Below are 19,565 nucleotides of genomic sequence, written 5' to 3' on the forward strand. Positions count from 1 at the left end.
TAAGGCGAACTTTTAAGTTCGCTTTTTTTAATGCTTCCTACTTTATACCTAACTTTGATAAAAACACGCTTTTGGAACAACTTACACTTACCACACCTGCGCTTTTATTCTCCGCCATCTCATTAATCATGTTAGCTTATACCAATCGGTTTTTGGCATACGCTGCCGTAATAAGAAACTTAAGGGACAAATACTTGCAGCAGCAAGAAGCTTCTTTAATTAGGCAAATCAATAATTTAAAGCTACGACTAAACTTAACGCGTTATATGCAGATTTTTGGCATTACAAGTCTGTTGCTTTGCGTGTTAACTATGTTTTTAATCTATATTGAAAATAGATTAGTTGCTGCTTGGGTTTTTGGAGTGGCTTTGTTATTACTTATAACGTCTCTAGCATTTCTTATTTGGGAAATCCAGATATCTGCAAAAGCATTAAAGCACCATCTAAGTGACATCGAAGACGATTTGAAGAATCGCTAGGATTATTTATTTACGCTTCTTATTCCTCTTATTATAATTCTTATCACCCCGAGTTTTCGGCTTTTTATATTTTTTAGCCATTTCACGACGGTACGAACCACCAAGATTTACTTTTTGGTTTTTCTCTTTCTTTTCATGAAACGCAGGTCCAGGAGCATCTTCATCACGTCGCTTTGTTGGGTTATAGCGTTCTTTGATAACGTCGCGCTCTTCTTCAATCAGCTCATTTGATATTTCAATATGTTCAGGGATTTCAAGCGTCTCAATCTGCATTTGCATTAAAGCCTCAATGTCTTCTCGTGCTTGTTGTTCTTTTTCAGTTGATAATAGAATAGCATTCCCTTTGCGCTCTGCACGACCAGTTCTACCAATGCGGTGCATGTAATTTTCAGGATAATCTGGCGTATCAAAATTAATTACATGAGACACGTCATCGATATCTAAACCACGTGCCATAACGTCAGTGGCTACCAAAAGTCGATGTTCGCCTTCGCGGAATTGCTCAATGCTACGCAATCTATAATTCTGCGTTTTATTAGAATGAATCACACAGGTTTGGCCGGGAAATAATTCTTCTAATTTATCGAATAAGCGGTCTGCCATGCGCTTGTAGGCCACAAAAATTAATACACGCGAAAACGTGTCTTTATCAGAGAGTAAATCTTCTAATAGATTTACTTTTGTATAAAAATTGGGAACGTCATACCGTTGTTGCGTAATATTTTCCAGAGGTGTACCAGAAACTGCAATGGATATTTTAGTCGGATTGATAAAAAAATCTGTAATCAATTCGTCTACATCAGTCGTCATTGTTGCAGAGAACATAATATTTTGCCTACGTTGAGGAAGAATATCAAAAATATTCATCAGCTGATGTCTAAAACCAAGGTCTAGCATTACATCCACTTCATCAATCACTAATTTCTGTATTGATTTTAATTGTAATACGCGACTCACAGCTAAGTCGTACAAACGTCCTGGAGTAGCGACTAATATATCTAAACCTTGGGCTACGGCTTGTTTTTGGGTGTTGATATTAGTTCCGCCATAAACACCAAGAACACGATTGTTAATGTACTTAGAGAGTTTTTCAATTTCGTTAACGACCTGCACTACGAGTTCGCGAGTTGGTACTAAAATTAGAACTCTAGGGTTTTCTTGACGCGAATATTTTAAATTCTTAAGAATAGGCAACATATAGGCGTAGGTTTTACCAGTACCTGTTTGTGCAATACCAACCACATCTTTTCCAGAGGCCACCACATTAAAGGATTCCGCTTGGATAGGTGTTGGTGTTGTAAACCCTAAATCGTCAAGGGCGTTGTATAAAGGCGTATTTAAATTAAGTTCTCTAAAAGTCACAATATTAATTTATGGCACAAAGATAGTATTCTTTCCTGCACTGATATTTAAAATGGTGTAGGTATATTTGTATTGCGAAATTATTGGTATTTGTAGTTTAAGTTTTTATTGAGAACACAGCAGTTTTATCATCCAAAAAATATAGATAGCTTTAAAGAGAAGCTATTGAATTGGGCACAGCAGTTTGATGATGTGGTCTGGTTAGATTCCAATAATCATGATAAGAAATACAGTACGTATGACGCTGTACTTGCTGTAGATGCATTTACGAGTTTAAAAACCGATTATTTTGATGCTTTTGATAAACTGAATGAGTATCAAAACACCACAAAAGATTGGATTTTCGGTTATCTCACTTACGATTTAAAGAATGCTGTTGAAGATTTAAAGTCCGAAAATTTCGATAGCTTACATTTCCCCGATTTGTATTTCTTTCAGCCTAAAAAGCTTTTTCTAATTAAAGGCGATACTGTTGAAGTTCAATATCTGCGTATGGTTGATGACGAAATTGATAACGATTTAAAATTGATTTCTCAATGTCAGTCTAAGCTTGTCGAAGACGCTATAGATAACGAGTCTATTAAAATTAAACTCCGCATCACCAAGGACGACTACTTCAAAAAAGTAGAACAAATGCTCGCTCACATTCATCGTGGCGACATTTACGAAGCTAATTTCTGTCAAGAGTTTTATGCAGAAGAAACGGATATTCAACCTTTAGAAACGTTTAATAGACTTAATGATATTTCTAAACCACCTTTTGCTACGTTTCTAAAAACAGACGATAAATACTTACTTTCAGCATCACCAGAACGTTACCTAAAAAAAGAAGGAAATAAAGTTATTTCTCAACCCATAAAAGGAACAGCAAAACGCTCAGAAGACAAAGATGAAGATGTGCAGCTTGCGAAAGCTTTGGCAAATGACGAAAAAGAGCGAAGCGAAAATATTATGATTGTCGATTTGGTACGTAACGACTTATCTCATACAGCTAAAAAGGGTAGTGTAGACGTAGAAGAACTTTGCAACGTCTATTCGTTTTTACAAGTGCATCAAATGATTTCTACTGTGGTTTCTGAAGTTGACGATAATACGACTTCAGCGGATTTATTAAAAACAACATTCCCAATGGGAAGTATGACTGGTGCTCCAAAAATTTCGGCCATGCAAATCATCGAAGATTTAGAGGAAACCAAGCGTGGTTTGTATTCTGGTTCGGTTGGCTACTTCACACCAAATGGCGATTTCGATTTTAATGTAATTATCAGAAGTATTCTCTATAATCAATCTCAAAAATACGTTTCTTACTCTGTAGGAAGTGCCATTACAGCGAAAAGCAATCCGCTTAGAGAATACGAAGAGTGTTTGATTAAAGCCAAAGCCATGCGCGAGGTTCTAGAAAATTAGAGGTTACTCTAAATGACGTCTAAAACTTTTCTTTACTTTTTCAAAAATTAGTTCAACTCTAGACGTTTCGATATTTTTAATCTTTGCAATAGCATCAAAATCCAGTTTACCAAAAATGTATAAATCGACAATATTAGAGATGTTGATGGGTAGCCAATTATAGAAGCGACCAAACACTTTCGGAGACTGCGAAGGCGATAAGTCTTCTAGCTCAAATGCTTTTAAAATCGAAGTTTCTTTATCTTCATACAAGTACAAATGGTTGTTATGGTCTTGATGGTAAGATATGTCATTCAATTCTGTGTTTAACACTAAGTCCAAATCAGCATCAATAGTATAATCCTCACCAAGTTTAGACATCTCGTCTTGTAAAATAGTGTCTGTACTTATCGTATTTTTATGATAGGCTTCCTTTTTAAAAAGAACGTTCATATAGTTGTCTACGAGCTTAAATAGTTCGAGTTTTACTTCATTTTTTTCAGCTTCGATGTTAAATCCTTTGCTGTATAATTCAATAACACACTCATCAATGATTCCATTAGATGAATACATATTTTTAGGTATGATACCAGTAGTTTCAGCAATGTAAATTCTGTGTTTTACATATGGATGTAAATGTTGCACTACAGAAAGTACCTTTTTGTCAAAGGCAGTTTTTGCAGATTTTGATGAAAGTTCTTTAAAAGTGCTCATAACCAAAAATTTAATTAAGTTTTCTAAAGCTACCTATAACATTGAGATATTACTATGATATTTGTCATTTTAATTTCAAATTCTACAATTGTTCGGCACTATCAATATTGTATATTTACATTATGTTACAACTGTTTTCTGAACATATTTTATCGAAACTCAGCTTTCTAAAAAACGCGCGATTAGTTGTTGCTATTTCAGGCGGAATTGATAGCGTAGTATTAGCACATTTATGTAAAAAATTGGGTTTTGATTTTGCTTTGGCGCATTGTAATTTTTCACTTCGCGGAGATGAAAGTGATGCAGATGAAGAATTTGTTATAAAATTAGGAGAAGACATAAATGTCGAAGTATTTTCTCAGCGTTTTAATACCGAAGCTTATGCCAAAGAAAATAAGCGTTCCATCCAAATGGCAGCTCGTGAGCTACGATACGATTGGTTTAAGGATTTAGCAGCGCAATTAGGCTTTGATTATGTCTTAACCGCGCATCATGCCGACGATAATTTGGAGACATTTCTTATCAATTTTACTCGGGGAACAGGATTAAACGGACTCACTGGCATCCCAATGATTAACGATAACATTGTACGTCCATTGTTGCCATTCTCTCGTGAAGTTATCGAAGCTTTTGCCAGAGAGAATAATATTGAATGGCGCGACGATAGTAGCAACTCTTCTCGGAAGTATTTACGAAATAAATTGCGACATGAGGTAGTACCAATTCTGAAAGAAATCAATCCACAGCTTTTAGATAGTTTTGAGAGCACGCTCGACAATTTGAATGATACTGCGGATATTGTTGAAGAAAGTCTTAATGCAGTTGCAAAACGTGCTATCGTAGAGATTAACGAAAACGGGATAACTTACAAAGTATCCGAATTCAAAAAAGTAAATAATTCCAGAGCCTATCTGTTTGAAATGTTCAAAGAGTTTGGTTTCACCGAGTGGAATGACGTTGTTAAGTTATTAGATGCCGAAACTGGAAAGTATGTGCAATCTCATACGCATAAACTCACTAAGCATCGTGATATGCTTATTTTAACGAATGCCAGTCATTCTGTCCCGAATCCTCGAGATGTTTCAGAATCTTACCTAATTAATGATTTAAACTCTACAGAATTTTCTATAGGAACTTTATCTTTTGAAATGGTCTCAGAATCTTCAAACAATACAGGCAGTAGTATTTATATAAATAAGGATAAGCTTGTATTTCCTTTAGAATTAAGACTTTGGAAAGCAGGTGATGTGTTTTGTCCGATAGGTATGACTGGTAAAAAGAAGGTAAGTAAATATCTAAAAGATGAAAAGCTAACACCTTATCAAAAAGTAAATACTTGGGTTTTACTGTCTGAAGAAAAAATTGTTTGGGTTATCGGACATCGAGCTGATGAACGATTTAAAGTGACAGATAGTACTTCTAATTTTTTAAAGATTGAAATTTTAACCACTAAGCATTAGTGATAATTCGTGAAATTCGTGTCAAAAAAAGTCTTAAAAGGCAACATAGTAGATATCCAAGACCGTAGAATCTTTAAAGGCGAAATCCATATTGCTGACGGTAAAATAAAATCAATCATAGAAAAAGATTGTGAAGAAAACCATTACATACTTCCAGGTTTTGTAGATGCGCATATTCATATCGAGAGCTCAATGTTAGTGCCTTCAGAGTTTGCTAAGATTGCTGTAAAACACGGAACAGTTGCTACAGTATCCGACCCACACGAGATCGCCAATGTACTTGGTGTGAAAGGTGTGGAGTTTATGATAGAAAACGGCAAAAAAACACCTTTTAAATTCAATTTTGGCGCGCCAAGTTGTGTTCCGGCCACACCGTTTGAATCTGCTGGAGCTATCATCGATTCCGATGATATTAAGCATTTACTATCTCATCCAGATATTAAATATTTGGCGGAAATGATGAATTATCCTTGCGTTATTAATGACGATGCAGAGGTTCATAAAAAAATTGAATGGGCAAAACACTTTGATAAACCAATTGATGGTCATGCTCCAGGTTTACGAGGCGATGATTTAGACAAATACATTTCCGCAGGAATTTCTACAGACCACGAATGTTTTACTAATGATGAAGCTTTGGAAAAGCTTCAAAAAGGGATGAAAGTCATTATCCGCGAAGGAAGTGCAGCCAAAAACTTCGATGCTTTAATCGATTTATTACCTGAACATTATGAGAATATGATGTTATGTAGTGACGATAAACATCCAGACGATTTGCTTTTAGGACATATTAATCAACTCGCAGAACGCGCTGTTGCAAAAGGTATGGACGTCTTTAAAGTGCTTCACGTGGCATGTGTTAATCCTGTTAAGCATTACAATTTAGATGTTGGATTACTTCAAGTTGGCGACGAGGCTGATTGTATAGTCGTTCAAGATTTAAAGGCTTTTAAAACACTTCAAACCTATATTAATGGTGAATTGGTATTTGATAATGGCGTATCAAAAATAAAACATGTCGATTTCGAAATTCTGAATAATTTCAATACCAAAAAAAAGAACGTTTCAGATTTCAGATTTGAGACTAATAAATTTAAAATACGAGTTATCGAATGTTTGGATGGCGAATTAGTCACCAATGAAATTATAGAAAACGCAACGATTGAAAACGGCAATTTAATTTCCAACACCGAAACTGATATACTAAAAATGACGGTTGTAAATCGATACGAAAATGCAGAACCTTCGGTAGCATTTATAAAAAACTTTGGTTTAAAAGAAGGCGCAATTGCCAGTTCTGTCGGTCACGATTCCCATAATATTATTGCCGTTGGTGTTTCTGACAAAGCCATTTGCAAAGCTGTAAATCTGCTTATTGAAAACAAAGGCGGCATTTGTGCTGTTTCTGATAAAGACGAAAAAGTAGTTCCTCTTCCTGTTGCAGGAATCATGAGTGACCAAAATGCCAAAACCATTGGCAAAGCTTACGCAGAACTCGATAAAATGGCAAAAGATTTAGGAAGCAAATTACACGCGCCTTACATGAGTTTGTCCTTTATGGCTTTGCTCGTTATTCCGTCTTTAAAATTGGGTGATAAAGGCTTGTTTGATGGTAATTCCTTTCAGTTTACAGATTTGGAAGTTTAAAAGCCTTTTCAACTTCGAGCGACAGTCGAGAAGTCTATCATCTAATATCTAACAGCGCAGCGGTCTCAAATCTTTTTTTCACCTTAACATTTCATTCAAACTTTTGTGAATCTAAAGATTTATCTTTAAGCATTAAATTCAAACCAACTAACCACCATGATTAAAAGAATTTTACTACTTGCAGTGTTTTCAATCGCTATTTTAGGTTGCAAAGACACAAAAGACATCAATCTTACCGAAGCCGAAACAGCTTCAAATAAAATTAGTAGTTCCGATGATACTTACGCAAAAGAACATTACAATAAAAAAGAGGTAATGATAGAAATGCGTGATGGTATTAAGCTTCACACCACGATTTATTCGCCAAAAGATACCTCTAAAACATACCCAATTTTAATGATGCGTACACCGTACAGTTGCCGACCTTATGGCGAAAATGAGTACAAATCTAAATTAGGACCGAACAAATACCTGATGGAAGAAGGTAATATTATGGTCTATCAAGATGTGCGCGGACGTTGGAATAGTGAAGGTGTTTACGATAATATGCGTGCTTACATTCCTAATAAAACGGGTAACCAAACGGATGAAGCGAGTGATACTTACGATACCATTGAATGGTTAGTAAATAATGTTGAAAACAACAACGGAAACGTTGGAACATACGGAATTTCTTATCCAGGTTTTTATGCTACATATTCACTATTAGATTCGCATCCTGCACTAAAAGCAGTATCACCACAAGCCTGTATCGGTGATTTCTTTTTTGATGATTTTATTCATAACGGTGCGTATTTATTGAGTTATTGGAGAGCAACTTCGGTATTCGGATATATGAAAGACAAGCCAACAAAAGAAGCATGGTACGAGTTTCCGGATATTGGCACAGAAGACCAATATCAATTTTTCCTTGATAATATGCCGTTAAGTAAATTAGATGGGTATTATGGTGAGGATAATGTATTTATGGAGCAGCTAAAAGAGCATGTCACTTATGATGAATTTTGGCAGAGCCGCGGTATTATTCAGCATTTAAAAGATATTAAACCAGCGACGATGATTGTTGGCGGACAGTTCGATGCTGAAGATTTATACGGACCATATAGCACTTATAAAAACATAGAAAAAAACAGTGATAACTATAATACTATAGTTTTTGGACCTTGGAGTCATGGCGATTGGGCACGAAACAGAGAGCGACAAGTGATAGGAAATATTCATTTTGGTGATAATATCTCAGATTATTTTCAGAAAGAGATTGAAACTAAATTCTTTAATCATTTTCTTAAAGGTGAAGCCAATGGCGAAACTGGTTTAGCAGAAGCACACATGTTTAATACGGGCACTAAAGAGTGGCAATTTTTTGAGCAGTGGCCTCCAAAAAATACAACAAAGCAAAGCTGGTTTTTGCAGCCTGAAGAGCGATTAACAAAACAAGTAACTAGAAATATCGCGACTTCGGATTTTATTAGTAATCCAAAAAAACCTGTACCGTATACGGAAGATATTAAAGTGGTATTCACGCCGAGAAAGTTTATGACAGACGACCAGCGTTTTGCGTCTCGTCGTCTAGATGTATTAACTTTTGAAACGGAAGTTTTAGAAAACGACATCACAATGGCTGGCGATATTTTGGCAAAATTAAATGTATCTACGACAGGAACAGCAGCCGATTGGATAGTTAAAGTTATTGATGTATTTCCGGCTGACACAGAAAATACAGATGACGTGCAAGACCATTTAAAATTAAGTAATTACCACATGATGGTGAGGAGTGAAGTGCTTCGTGGACGTTTTAGAAACAGCATGACAAATCCTGAACCTTTTGTGCCAAACCAAAAAACACCGATAAATCTGAAGCTACAAGATGTGTTTCATACGTTTAAAAAAGGACATAAAATTCAGGTGCAAGTACAGAGTACCTTTTTTCCTTACATAGATGCGAATCCTCAAACTTATGTCGACAATATTTTTGAAGCTAAGGCAGAAGACTTCAAAACACAAACGCATAAGGTGTATAATGATTCTTCAATAGAGTTTACAATTTTGAAATAATCAATGAAATGTCACCTTGAGCATTGGTTGAGACAAAACAATGTTTTGTTGAAAGCACCTTGCGCCGCAAGTCGAAAGGTCTATGTAAAATGTAAATCTAAGACTGAAGAATGCCAATAATAGAATCAAATTACAAACCACTCTTTTGGACAAAGAGTGGTTTTGTGTCTACAGTATTTTCTGGTTTAGCAAGAAAAGTCAATGGCGTTAATCAAATTAGAGAACGCATCACGCTACCCGATACTGATTTTTTGGATTTAGACTGGAGTTATGCTGAAAAGCCAAGTCAAAAATGTATCATTCTTTTGCATGGATTAGAAGGTCATGCGCAACGTCCATACTTAACAGGAGCAGCTAAACTATTTAATCAAAACAGAATTGATGCTTGTGCAGTTAATTTTAGAGGGTGTAGTGGTGAACCAAACTTGCTTTACAGAAGTTACCATTCTGGTGCTACGGAAGATTTAGCAGCGGTTGTAAACCATATTGTTTCATTAGATAAGTATGAGGAAATTTACATAAAAGGGATTAGTTTGGGTGCAAACATGGCGTTGAAATATGTAGGCGAAGAACGAGAGGTACCCAAACAAATAAAAACCGTTATAGCAATCTCAGCGCCTTGTGATTTAAAAGGCTCTTGTGATGAATTACTGAGTTTAAAAAACAAAGCATATGCGATTCGATTTTTAGACCATTTAAAGCAAAAGCTAAAACCTAAGTTAGAGCAGTTTCCAGATAAAATTTCAGTAGCCGACTATAAGTCAATTAAAACGCTTGTCGATTTTGACCATGTGTACACCTCGAAAGCTCACGGATTTATAGATGCTTACGATTACTATGATAAAGCAAGCAGTTTACAGTTTTTACCTTATATTAAAGTCCCGTCATTAGTAATTAATGCGTTGAATGATTCCTTTTTATCTTCTGGCTGTTTTCCTGTAAAAGAAGCCAAAAACAATTCTAATCTCCATTTAGAAATGCCAAAATATGGCGGTCATGTAGGGTTTATACAAAAAGGAGAATTTTATTATAATGAGATGCGGGCTTTGGATTTTATAAATAAACTTTAAATTGTAGCTTTAATTCAAATTATAATCTATGCTCAAAAAAGTCTTCGCCTCCGCCGTTTTTGGTGTTGAAGCTTCAACAATCACTGTTGAGGTTAATGTAGATAAAGGTGTTGGTTACCATTTGGTAGGTCTGCCAGATAATGCTATTAAAGAGAGTAATTATCGTATTGCGGCGGCGCTTCAAAATAATGGGTTTAGAATCCCAGGTAAAAAGATTACCATTAACATGGCGCCAGCCGACTTGCGTAAAGAAGGTTCGGCTTATGATTTAACTTTGGCTATTGGTATTCTCGCAGCATCTAACCAAATAAAAGCAGAAGATTTAGAAGACTACCTTATTATGGGTGAATTGTCACTCGACGGCAGTTTACAACCCATAAAAGGCGCATTGCCCATAGCCGTAAAGGCGAGAGAAGAAGGTTTCAAAGGGTTTATTTTGCCCATTCAAAATGCTAAAGAAGCAGCCATTGTTAATGATTTAAAGGTTTTTGGTGTCGAAAATATCAATCAAGTCATCAACCACTTTGACAAAGGTGAACAACTTGAGCAAACTATTATTAATACACGCGAGGAGTTCTATAAAAATCTAGATTTCCCGGAGTTTGATTTTGCAGATGTCAAAGGTCAAGAAAGTATTAAACGCTGTATGGAGATTGCGGCGGCTGGTGGACATAATATTATTTTGATTGGTCCACCAGGTTCTGGTAAAACCATGTTGGCTAAGCGATTGCCAAGTGTCTTACCACCGATGACGCTTCACGAAGCTTTAGAAACGACTAAAATACATTCCGTTGTTGGCAGAGTAAAAGCGCATGCCGGATTAATGGCACAGCGACCGTTTCGTTCGCCTCACCATACGATATCAAACGTCGCACTTGTCGGTGGCGGAAGTTATCCGCAACCTGGTGAAATATCATTATCGCACAATGGTGTATTGTTTTTAGATGAATTACCAGAGTTTAAGCGCGAAGTTCTTGAAGTGATGCGCCAACCCTTAGAAGATAGAGAAGTCACGATTTCTCGAGCAAAATTTACAGTGACGTATCCAAGTTCGTTTATGTTAGTTGCCAGTATGAATCCAAGTCCTAGTGGCTATTTTAACGACCCAGATGCACCAATAACTTCGAGTCCTGCGGAAATGCAGCGTTATATGGGTAAAATTTCCGGACCATTATTAGACCGTATTGATATACATATCGAAGTGACACCTGTACCTTTTGAAAAATTGTCAGAAGAAAGAAAAGGCGAATCTTCGGTTGAGATTAGAAAGCGTGTAACAGCGGCTAGGGAAGTTCAGACAAACCGCTTTAAAGCATTAGAAAATGTGCATTACAACGCACAGATGAATACCAAACAAATCCGTGAGTACTGCAAGTTAGACGACGCTTCTCTTCAGCTTTTAAAATCGGCTATGGAGCGTTTAAATTTGTCTGCAAGAGCGTATGATAGAATTTTAAAAGTTGCGAGAACTATCGCAGATTTAGAAGGTGCAACGGATGTAAAAGGCAATCATATAAGCGAAGCCATTCAGTACCGTAGTTTAGACCGTGATGGTTGGCTGGGCTAATCATCTTTGAGTAGATAATTATTGTTCTCCATATCCTTTGACCAAGTTTTAGTCTCGTTATTGTAAGTATAAACTGCCGAAGCTAATTTACCTGATTCGGTTTCTTCAAATGTGTATTGCGTGCTGTAACGTGCTAAGGAAATATATCTATTCTCTGAAATTGGATATAATCGGAGCTTCGTCGCACCTTGTCTTTCGTAATATAATTGGTTATTCTCTATCCAAAATCTTCGTGCGGAATAGTTGCCAGATACGTTTTGGTATTGTTGTATTAACTCTTTTTCGGAGGTTGATTTTACGTACGTAATATGTTGTAACGCTAACTTTAAGAAAAAGTGATTAGGATGTTTGTCTATAGCTTGTTTGTACAACAATTCGGCTTTGTCTAACTCGTTATTTTTTAAGGCATTTTCAGCATCTTCTATAGATTTGTCATACAGCCAATAGTAAAAATAACTTGGGTCTTTATAACTATAATTTATGTTTTTTGTTCCGTAAATTGTTTTGATAGAATCTGTTAAGAATTCAATATGATTAATGTTTCTAGTAATGTAACCGCTTAATATAACCTTATAATCGCCAGCTAAAATAGGGGCATAAATTTGTTGATTAGACACGTAGGTAAGTAGCCTGTCATCTTCAATCCAATAGTCATAAGTCTGTTCAGAACCTTGATAACGGTATTTTCCAACAAACTTCTCTAGTTTGTCAACTGTAATTTTGTTTTCTGACAAATAGTCAATTACCGAATCAAAAACTGGTGTGAAATTTTTCCACTGAGGATGCATTAATTTTGTGCGTTCTTGCGTTTTTTTAGCGGCTTTAATATCGCCTTTTAATAATTGAGGTCGTAGCTTAAACGTAAACAAATCTGGATTGTCTGGCTGGATTAATTCTAATCCTTTTATTGCGCTTATAATTTCATCATAATTACCAGAGACCAAACTTGCATTGATTAAGTTGGTACCGTTGTCTATGCTCTTGTTTTTGTCGAATCTATCTTGTGCATGTTTTGCAAAAGCTCTAGTTTGCTTGGTCTCACCATAGACCGCATATAGTAATTGATTATACGTTTCATTACTAGGGTCAATTTCTAGTTGTAGTTTTATTAATTTTTCTGCAATTTCCCATTCTTCATAAGCAATATGACGAAGAATGCGTATTTGTAATTGTTTTTGTAATGGTAATTTGTTGCTGTATTTGTAAGCTTTATTAATTAATTCCTTTTCACTTTCTTCGCCAAAACTATATCGAATAAACCTAAAAGCGTTTTCAAAATAAGAAATGGCAAATGTAGAATCTGCTTCTTGAGCTTTTTGGTAATCACCTTCAATATTATACTTTACAGCCTCTAAGGAGTTGCTGTAAAAATCTTTTAGATTCAAGTCTATATAGAAGTCACGCATGTTTTCCGTAAGACCGATATTGCTTTTTGTAAAAATACTGATATCATCTAATAGGTTTAGGAGATCCTTACCTTCAAAGGTTTGTTGCTTAAGTATTTTTCCGTTTTTTGCGTTTCGTATAGTTGGGATAATTTTAAAAACACTATCGGTTACTTCGTAAGTACCATCGAGATAATACTCATTAAAAATACGAGCTTCTGCAACTTTGTTGACTATACCTTCGGAATCCGACATGTAAGGTGAGATGCTTTTGTCTTGTGATAAATCTTGATATAACAATTCTTGAATGCCATCTTGCAGCCAAGAAAAAGCGGTATCCTGCGTTTTAGCTTCAAATGCATATATAGGTAGGCCAACCCGGAACTCTTCTTTGGTAATAACTTGTGTTGCTAAATTACCAGCATCGTTCGTGTAACTTATTTCCTTGGTGGTTGCCCCTAAATCGCTATTTCCAAATCCTAAATAAGTGATTACTGCCAGGAGAATTAAGTTTAAGGGAAAAATTATTTTCTCACGAAGTTTTAAAATGCCATCATTAATGCGGTCTTGATTATAAAAATAGATAAGCACAGACGGTATAACTCCAACAAATACCCAAAGCAATAAATCTACCCAGTTTGGTGAAATATCGTATCGATTAAGAACCCAGTCTATAAACTGAAGAAATGTCCATGCCGCTACTAGATATGCCGCTAAAAACTTTAAGGTTTTAATCCACTTTTGTTTACTAGACTGTTCTTCCATGTATTACTAAAACTGTTTGGCGGTGTACTTTTCTAAAATAAACTGAAAGATATATAATATTAGCTAAATGGGATAAATTGTATATTGTATTTTTAGATGATGATTAAAAACATATTTAAAAATATCGGCCCAGGACCATTGATTGCAGCTGCATTTATAGGTCCTGGCACAGTAACACTTTGTACATTGGCTGGTGTAAATTTTGGTTACGCATTACTTTGGGCAATGTCACTTTCTATAATAGCGACTATTGTTTTGCAAGAAATGTCTTCGCGATTAGGTGTTGTTACCCAAAAAGGTTTGTCGGAAATTTTAAAAACTGAAATTAAAAATCCACTCCTTAAATCAACAATTATTATACTTGTTTTATCTGCAATTGTAGTTGGTAATGCCGCTTACGAGGCTGGTAACATATCTGGTGGTGCCTTAGGAATGGAAACGCTTTTTGGCTCTGGTGTGATGAGCGACTTAGGTTTTGAACTGAAACTTTGGCCACTAATTATAGGCGCTATCGCTTTTTTTCTTCTGTATATGGGAAGTTATAAAATGTTGGAGCGTGTATTAATTGCTTTGGTTATACTAATGAGTTTGGCGTTTTTGATTACGGCAATAGTTACTAAACCAAATCTAGTTGAAATTCTCAAAGGAGCTTTAATACCAAGGATTCCAGAGCAGAGTATTTTAACAATTATTGGGCTAATAGGAACCACGGTTGTGCCCTATAATCTATTCTTACATGCTTCTTTGGCAAAGACAAAATGGACATCGAAAGCGGATTTAAAATATGCCAGAAAAGATACGGTAATAGCCGTTATTCTCGGTGGTATAGTATCCATGTGTGTTATAGTTTCGGCAAGTTCAGTACCGTTTCAAGATGTAAATAACGCGTCAGATTTGGCACTGGCGTTAAAACCTTTGTTTGGTGATTATGCTACCTATTTTTTGTCTATCGGGTTGTTTTCTGCAGGCATTACCAGTGCAATAACAGCACCTTTGGCTGCTGCCTTTGTTGCCTCTGGATGTTTAGGTTGGGGAAGTGATTTAAAGGCTAAAAGATTTAGAATGGTTTGGATTTTTATCCTGCTATTAGGAGTGGTTTTTTCGTCTTTAGGTTTTAAGTCAATAGAGATTATAAAATTTGCGCAAGTGGCAAATGGTTTGTTGTTGCCAATAATTGCAGGCACGCTAATTTGGATAATGAATAAAAGCAGTATTCTTGGAGATTACAAGAATTCCAAGCTTCAGAATGTATTTGGATTGCTAATTTTAGCAGTGACAATTTTTTTGGGTGGAAAAACAATTTTAAGCGTATTCAATGTTATCTAAATTGCAAATTGATATAAACGCAGATGTCGGTGAAGGTTTGAACAACGAGTCGCTTTTAATGCCGTTTTTGTCATCTTGTAATATCGCTTGTGGAGCCCATGCAGGCGATTTCGATACTATGGTAACAGTCGTGCACCTGGCTAAACGCTATAACGTAAAAATTGGAGCGCATCCTTCTTTTCCTGATAAAATTAATTTTGGACGTAAAGAATTAAATATGACGCCGAAGGATTTATTTGAAAGTTTAAAATCTCAGATTGAAGACCTACAAATGATACTTGAATCTGAAGGATTAAAAATGCATCATATTAAGCCGCACGGCGCCCTCTATAATTTGGCTGCAAAAGATAAAATGACAGCCGAAACTGTAGCTGACGTTTTACAACATTTTAATAGGAATTTAAAACTTTATGTCCCTCCAAATTCTGTAATTTCAGAGGTTGCAAAATCCAAGAATATCCAAGTTATTTTTGAAGGCTTCGCAGACCGAAATTATAACGAGAATTTATCGTTAGTTTCACGTCAAAACCCCAAGGCTTTAATCACCAGAAAAGAGCATGTATTTGAACATGTTTTTAATATGATTTCGAATCGAAAAGTAAAGGCAGTAAATGGGGTAGAAGTACCCCTTTTTGTGGAGACAATTTGTGTGCATGGCGATACAGAAAATGTTTCAGAAATTTTGAAGTTTTTACACAAAAAGTTTAAAGAAAATTCCATCATTGTTTTATAGGTAATTTTGAAATTTCAATTAAAATATAGTCGCTTTGGAGAACGCTCAATTCTTATAGAATGGCCATCAAAAATTGATGAAAGTATACTCAGTGATATTATAAATTACAAACAATACCTTCAAAATAAATTAGTTAAATTAAAAGTTGAGATAGTTAGCACATACAATTCAATATTAGTAAGTTATAACTTTACTATAGAAAACATCAATGATAAGATTTCAGACTTAAAAGAGGCGTATTTACAAATAGATACGAGCAAGCAACGCAGCTCTACACTTTGGGAAATTCCGGTTTGCTATCATGATGAATTTGGTATTGATTTAGAAAACCTCTCCAGTGCAAAATCACTTTCTAAATCTGAAATTATTTATCTACATTCTCAACAAATATACACCGTTTATTTTGTAGGTTTTCTGCCTGGCTTTTTGTACTTAGGTGGCCTGGATAAATCCTTACATATAAATCGTAAATCTACACCTCATTTAAACATCAAAAAAGGTGCTGTTGGTATCGGTGGAAATCAGACTGGAATATATCCTCAAAACAGTCCTGGTGGGTGGCATATTATTGGGCAATCACCAATCGATTTTTTTGACCCAAAAAGCGATTGTATTTGCTTTGCAAAAGCTGGAGATAAAATAAGATTTAAGGCTATTTCAAAATTCGAATATTTGCGAATTAGTGAAGAGGTAAAGCAGGGCATTTTTAAACTTAAATCTAGTAGTTATGATTAAGGTTTTAAAGGCGGGAATCTCATCATCTATCCAAGATTTAGGAAGAACTAGTTTTAGAGAATTTGGTGTGCCGGTTGCTGGTTCTATGGACTTATATTCTTCAAAATTAGCCAATGCACTTTTAGGAAACGCTGATAGCGATGCTGTATTAGAAATGGCACTTATTGGTACAAAACTTCAATTTTTAGTACCTACCCAAATTGCGATTACTGGTGCAAATATGTCACCGACGCTTAACGGACAAGCTATTGCTAACAATCAATTATACGCAATCGAAAGTGAAGATATTTTAACTTTTAGCGCTTCAAAAAATGGTTTGCACACCTATTTAGCAGTCAAAGGTGGTTTTAATACAGATGTGCTATTAGGTAGCAGAAGTTATTATTCAGGAATTACACCTCAAAGTGTCATTAAAAATGGGGACGTACTAAAGATATACACTTTCAGTACAGAAGGAAATTTCGAAAAACAATACTCTAAATTAAAGCCATTTAATTTCTCTTCGGAAGTATTAAATGTTTTCTTGGGGCCAGAGTTTAGCTTACTGTCAACTCAGCAAAAGGACCAGTTATTTAATTCTTCATTTAAAGTGTCTAATCTTTACAATAGAATGGCTTATCAGTTGTTACCTCAGATAGAAAATGATTTGCCCTCTATCTTAACAGGACCTGTATTACCTGGTACTGTGCAGTTAACACCTTCTGGAGGTTTGATTGTTTTGATGCGCGATTGTCAAACAACAGGCGGTTATCCCAGAGTGTTGCAATTATCAGAGTCTTCAATAAACTTATTAGCTCAGAAAAAGGAAAATGATACTGTAGTTTTTAATTTTATCGATTAGAGGCAGGCATCCCAAATTGGGTCTTTTGGAAGCGGAGCAATAATGCTGATGGGTTCTTTTTTTACAGGATGTATAAATTCTAGTTTTCTCGCATGAAGACTAATGCTTTTGTCTTGGTTACTTCTGTCAAAACCATACTTCAAGTCACCTTTAATTGGGCATCCGATACTGGCTAATTGACAACGTATTTGGTGGTGTCTGCCAGTTTCTAAATTTACTTCTAAAAGAATATAATTATCTAGGTGTCTTATGGTCTGGTAATGAAGTATGGCTTTTTTACTATTTTCAATTTCCTTTTTATAAGCTGTAGACTTATTGTTTTTAGGGTTTTTTCGTAACCAGTTCGTTAAAGTATCTTTAGGTTTTGGAGGAACGTTCTTTACCAATGCCCAATAGGTTTTATTCGCTTTTTTCTCTGCGAACAATTTATTTAATCTTGGTAACGCTTTACTTGTTTTAGCAAATAATACAATGCCAGTTGTAGGTCTATCTAACCGATGTACAACACCTAAATAGACATTACCAGGCTTATTATATTTCTTGGCAATATAGTCTTTTACAACGTCGCTAAGGGGTTTGTCGCCCGTTTTATCACCTTGTACAATATCTCCAGCACGTTTGTTTACGACGATGATATGGTTGTCTTCGTAGAGAACTTCGAGGTTAGATATATTAGATAATGTCTTCGACATTTTAGATTTCTGGATTGTTAGATTTTTAGACCTTAAGAGTTGATTTAAACTTTGAAGTCATTTTAACGATGGCATTTAATTCTTTCAGAAGCGTATTTAATTCTCCATCATTTATAAGTTTTAAATCGAAAGCAATTAACAATTGTGTTTCGATTTCGTAAGCAGAGCCTAAAGTTATTTGTAAAAATCTTGAAAAATCTTTATTTGATAGTCTAGAGGAACCTTCAGCTATGTTTGAAGGAATAGAGACAGCAGCACGCCTAAGTTGATTTGTTAATCCAAATTTTTCAGATTCTGGAAAACTAGGGGTTATTTCATATATGGTAGAGCAAAATAACCTGCTTTTCTTCCATATTTCTAAATCTTTAAATCTATGCATTCAGAATTAAATGTTCTTTCAGTTATTACTTAAAGGTTTACTTGAGAAATCTAACAATCCAACAATCTTTATTAATACTGCTCCTTTTCATTTGGGAAATCCATCGACTTCACATCTTGGACATATTGGCTAATCGCGGCTGTCATTTCTTCGTAAAGATTCATATAACGACGTAAAAATCTAGGATTAAACTCGTGTGTCATTCCAATCATATCATGAAGCACTAATACTTGTCCATCCACACCATCACCAGCACCGATGCCTATTACAGGAATAGAAACGCTTTTAGCAACTTCTTTTGCCAAAGCGGCAGGAATCTTTTCTAAAACGATAGCGAAGCAGCCAGCACGCTCAAGCATTAGGGCATCTTCTTTTAGTTGAAGCGCTTCTTGTTCTTCCTTGGCTCTTACGGTATACGTCCCAAATTTATAGATGGATTGTGGCGTTAAACCTAAATGACCCATTACAGGAATACCAGCATTTAGAATTCGTTTTATAGATTCTTTAATTTCTTTACCACCTTCGAGTTTTACGGCGTGACCTCCGGATTCTTTCATAATTCTAATTGCAGAACGCAACGCCTCTTTCGGGTCACTTTGATAGGTTCCGAAGGGTAAATCAACGACCACTAAAGCACGCTCAATAGCTCTTACAACAGATGATGCATGGTAAATCATTTGGTCTAGAGTTATTGGTAACGTCGTTTCGTGACCAGCCATAACATTACTTGCAGAGTCGCCGACCAAAATAACATCAATCCCTGCACCATCTACAATCTTTGCCATGGTATAATCGTAAGCAGTAAGCATAGATATTTTTTCGCCTTTAGACTTCATATCTACCAAAGTCTTTACAGTAATTCTTTTATATTCTTTTTTGGCTACAGACATATGTTGTTTAATAATGTCAGCTTGAGCGCAGTCGAAAGGTCTTTTAAAAACTAGGGTTAAAAGATGAGTTTCAATTCCG

17 protein-coding genes are annotated in these 19,565 nt (G+C 35.6%); 11 read left to right on the top strand and 6 right to left on the bottom strand.

Going from position 1 to position 19,565, the window contains the following annotated elements; genetic code table 11:
• The first annotated feature begins 71 nt into the window (after positions 1–71).
• Positions 72–479, top strand: coding sequence for a DUF2721 domain-containing protein (locus DFQ05_RS02515; protein ID WP_073087394.1), 408 nt, complete (start codon positions 72–74; stop codon positions 477–479).
• Positions 480–485: 6 nt separating this feature from the next.
• On the opposite strand, the gene DFQ05_RS02520 is transcribed toward DFQ05_RS02515, so the two are convergent.
• Complete coding sequence (locus DFQ05_RS02520) at positions 486–1,841, bottom strand: DEAD/DEAH box helicase (RefSeq protein WP_132703254.1); 1,356 nt, start codon at positions 1,839–1,841, stop codon at positions 486–488.
• Between the two features lie 165 nt (positions 1,842–2,006).
• Here DFQ05_RS02520 and pabB point away from each other — a divergent pair, with 165 nt between their 5' ends.
• On the top strand, positions 2,007–3,248 hold the full coding sequence (pabB, locus tag DFQ05_RS02525) for an aminodeoxychorismate synthase component I (RefSeq protein WP_241974195.1): 1,242 nt from the start codon (positions 2,007–2,009) through the stop codon (positions 3,246–3,248).
• A gap of 3 nt (positions 3,249–3,251) precedes the next feature.
• Here pabB and DFQ05_RS02530 read toward each other — a convergent pair whose 3' ends face one another.
• Positions 3,252–3,941, bottom strand: coding sequence for a hypothetical protein (locus DFQ05_RS02530; RefSeq protein WP_132703258.1), 690 nt, complete (start codon positions 3,939–3,941; stop codon positions 3,252–3,254).
• Positions 3,942–4,063: 122 nt separating this feature from the next.
• On the opposite strand from DFQ05_RS02530, the gene tilS reads away from it, so the two are divergent.
• The 5 genes from tilS (at position 4,064) to DFQ05_RS02555 (ending at position 11,740) form a co-directional block, all read left to right on the top strand.
• The gene (tilS, locus tag DFQ05_RS02535) at positions 4,064–5,401 is read left to right on the top strand and encodes a tRNA lysidine(34) synthetase TilS (RefSeq protein WP_132703260.1); all 1,338 of its coding nucleotides are present in this window, start codon (positions 4,064–4,066) and stop codon (positions 5,399–5,401) included.
• Between the two features lie 9 nt (positions 5,402–5,410).
• A complete protein-coding gene (gene ade, locus DFQ05_RS02540) occupies positions 5,411–7,048 on the top strand; it encodes an adenine deaminase (RefSeq protein ID WP_241974196.1) in 1,638 nt (545 codons plus the stop codon).
• Between the two features lie 156 nt (positions 7,049–7,204).
• Entirely contained in the window at positions 7,205–9,103 is a 1,899-nt protein-coding gene (locus tag DFQ05_RS02545; protein WP_132703264.1) for a CocE/NonD family hydrolase, read from the top strand.
• 110 nt (positions 9,104–9,213) lie between these two features.
• Positions 9,214–10,173, top strand: coding sequence for a YheT family hydrolase (locus DFQ05_RS02550; protein ID WP_132703266.1), 960 nt, complete (start codon positions 9,214–9,216; stop codon positions 10,171–10,173).
• 28 nt (positions 10,174–10,201) lie between these two features.
• Entirely contained in the window at positions 10,202–11,740 is a 1,539-nt protein-coding gene (locus DFQ05_RS02555; protein ID WP_132703268.1) for a YifB family Mg chelatase-like AAA ATPase, read from the top strand.
• Here the strand turns inward: DFQ05_RS02555 and DFQ05_RS02560 are convergent.
• Positions 11,737–13,890: a hypothetical protein gene (locus DFQ05_RS02560; RefSeq protein ID WP_132703270.1), complete on the bottom strand. Its 2,154-nt coding sequence runs from the start codon at positions 13,888–13,890 to the stop codon at positions 11,737–11,739. The two genes, DFQ05_RS02555 and DFQ05_RS02560, sit on opposite strands and share 4 nt — an antisense overlap.
• A gap of 99 nt (positions 13,891–13,989) precedes the next feature.
• Between DFQ05_RS02560 and DFQ05_RS02565 the strand changes: the two genes are divergently transcribed.
• The 4 genes from DFQ05_RS02565 to DFQ05_RS02580 are packed head-to-tail and all read left to right on the top strand — an operon-like array spanning position 13,990 to position 17,525.
• On the top strand, positions 13,990–15,216 hold the full coding sequence (locus tag DFQ05_RS02565) for an Nramp family divalent metal transporter (RefSeq protein WP_132704130.1): 1,227 nt from the start codon (positions 13,990–13,992) through the stop codon (positions 15,214–15,216).
• Positions 15,206–15,949, top strand: a complete 744-nt coding sequence (gene pxpA / locus DFQ05_RS02570; protein WP_132703272.1) for a 5-oxoprolinase subunit PxpA — start codon at positions 15,206–15,208, stop codon at positions 15,947–15,949. Before DFQ05_RS02565 ends, pxpA begins: the two co-directional genes overlap by 11 nt.
• Positions 15,950–15,955: 6 nt before the next feature.
• Positions 15,956–16,684, top strand: coding sequence for a 5-oxoprolinase subunit PxpB (gene pxpB / locus DFQ05_RS02575; protein ID WP_132703274.1), 729 nt, complete (start codon positions 15,956–15,958; stop codon positions 16,682–16,684).
• A complete protein-coding gene (locus tag DFQ05_RS02580) occupies positions 16,677–17,525 on the top strand; it encodes a 5-oxoprolinase subunit C family protein (RefSeq protein ID WP_132703276.1) in 849 nt (282 codons plus the stop codon). Before pxpB ends, DFQ05_RS02580 begins: the two co-directional genes overlap by 8 nt.
• Here DFQ05_RS02580 and DFQ05_RS02585 read toward each other — a convergent pair.
• The 3 genes from DFQ05_RS02585 to panB all read right to left on the bottom strand — a co-directional run bounded on the left by DFQ05_RS02585 (position 17,522) and on the right by panB (position 19,486).
• Positions 17,522–18,217 carry an RluA family pseudouridine synthase gene (locus tag DFQ05_RS02585; protein WP_132703278.1) on the bottom strand — a complete coding sequence of 232 codons (696 nt, stop codon included), beginning with the start codon at positions 18,215–18,217 and terminating at the stop codon, positions 17,522–17,524. The two genes, DFQ05_RS02580 and DFQ05_RS02585, sit on opposite strands and share 4 nt — an antisense overlap.
• A 25-nt stretch (positions 18,218–18,242) precedes the next feature.
• The gene (locus DFQ05_RS02590; RefSeq protein WP_132703280.1) at positions 18,243–18,596 is read right to left on the bottom strand and encodes a four helix bundle protein; all 354 of its coding nucleotides are present in this window, start codon (positions 18,594–18,596) and stop codon (positions 18,243–18,245) included.
• A 71-nt stretch (positions 18,597–18,667) separates the two neighbouring features.
• Complete coding sequence (panB, locus tag DFQ05_RS02595; protein WP_132703282.1) at positions 18,668–19,486, bottom strand: 3-methyl-2-oxobutanoate hydroxymethyltransferase; 819 nt, start codon at positions 19,484–19,486, stop codon at positions 18,668–18,670.
• Between the last annotated feature and the right edge of the window lie 79 nt (positions 19,487–19,565).

The organism is Winogradskyella wandonensis, from assembly GCF_004346845.1.
Lineage (GTDB): Bacteria > Bacteroidota > Bacteroidia > Flavobacteriales > Flavobacteriaceae > Winogradskyella > Winogradskyella wandonensis.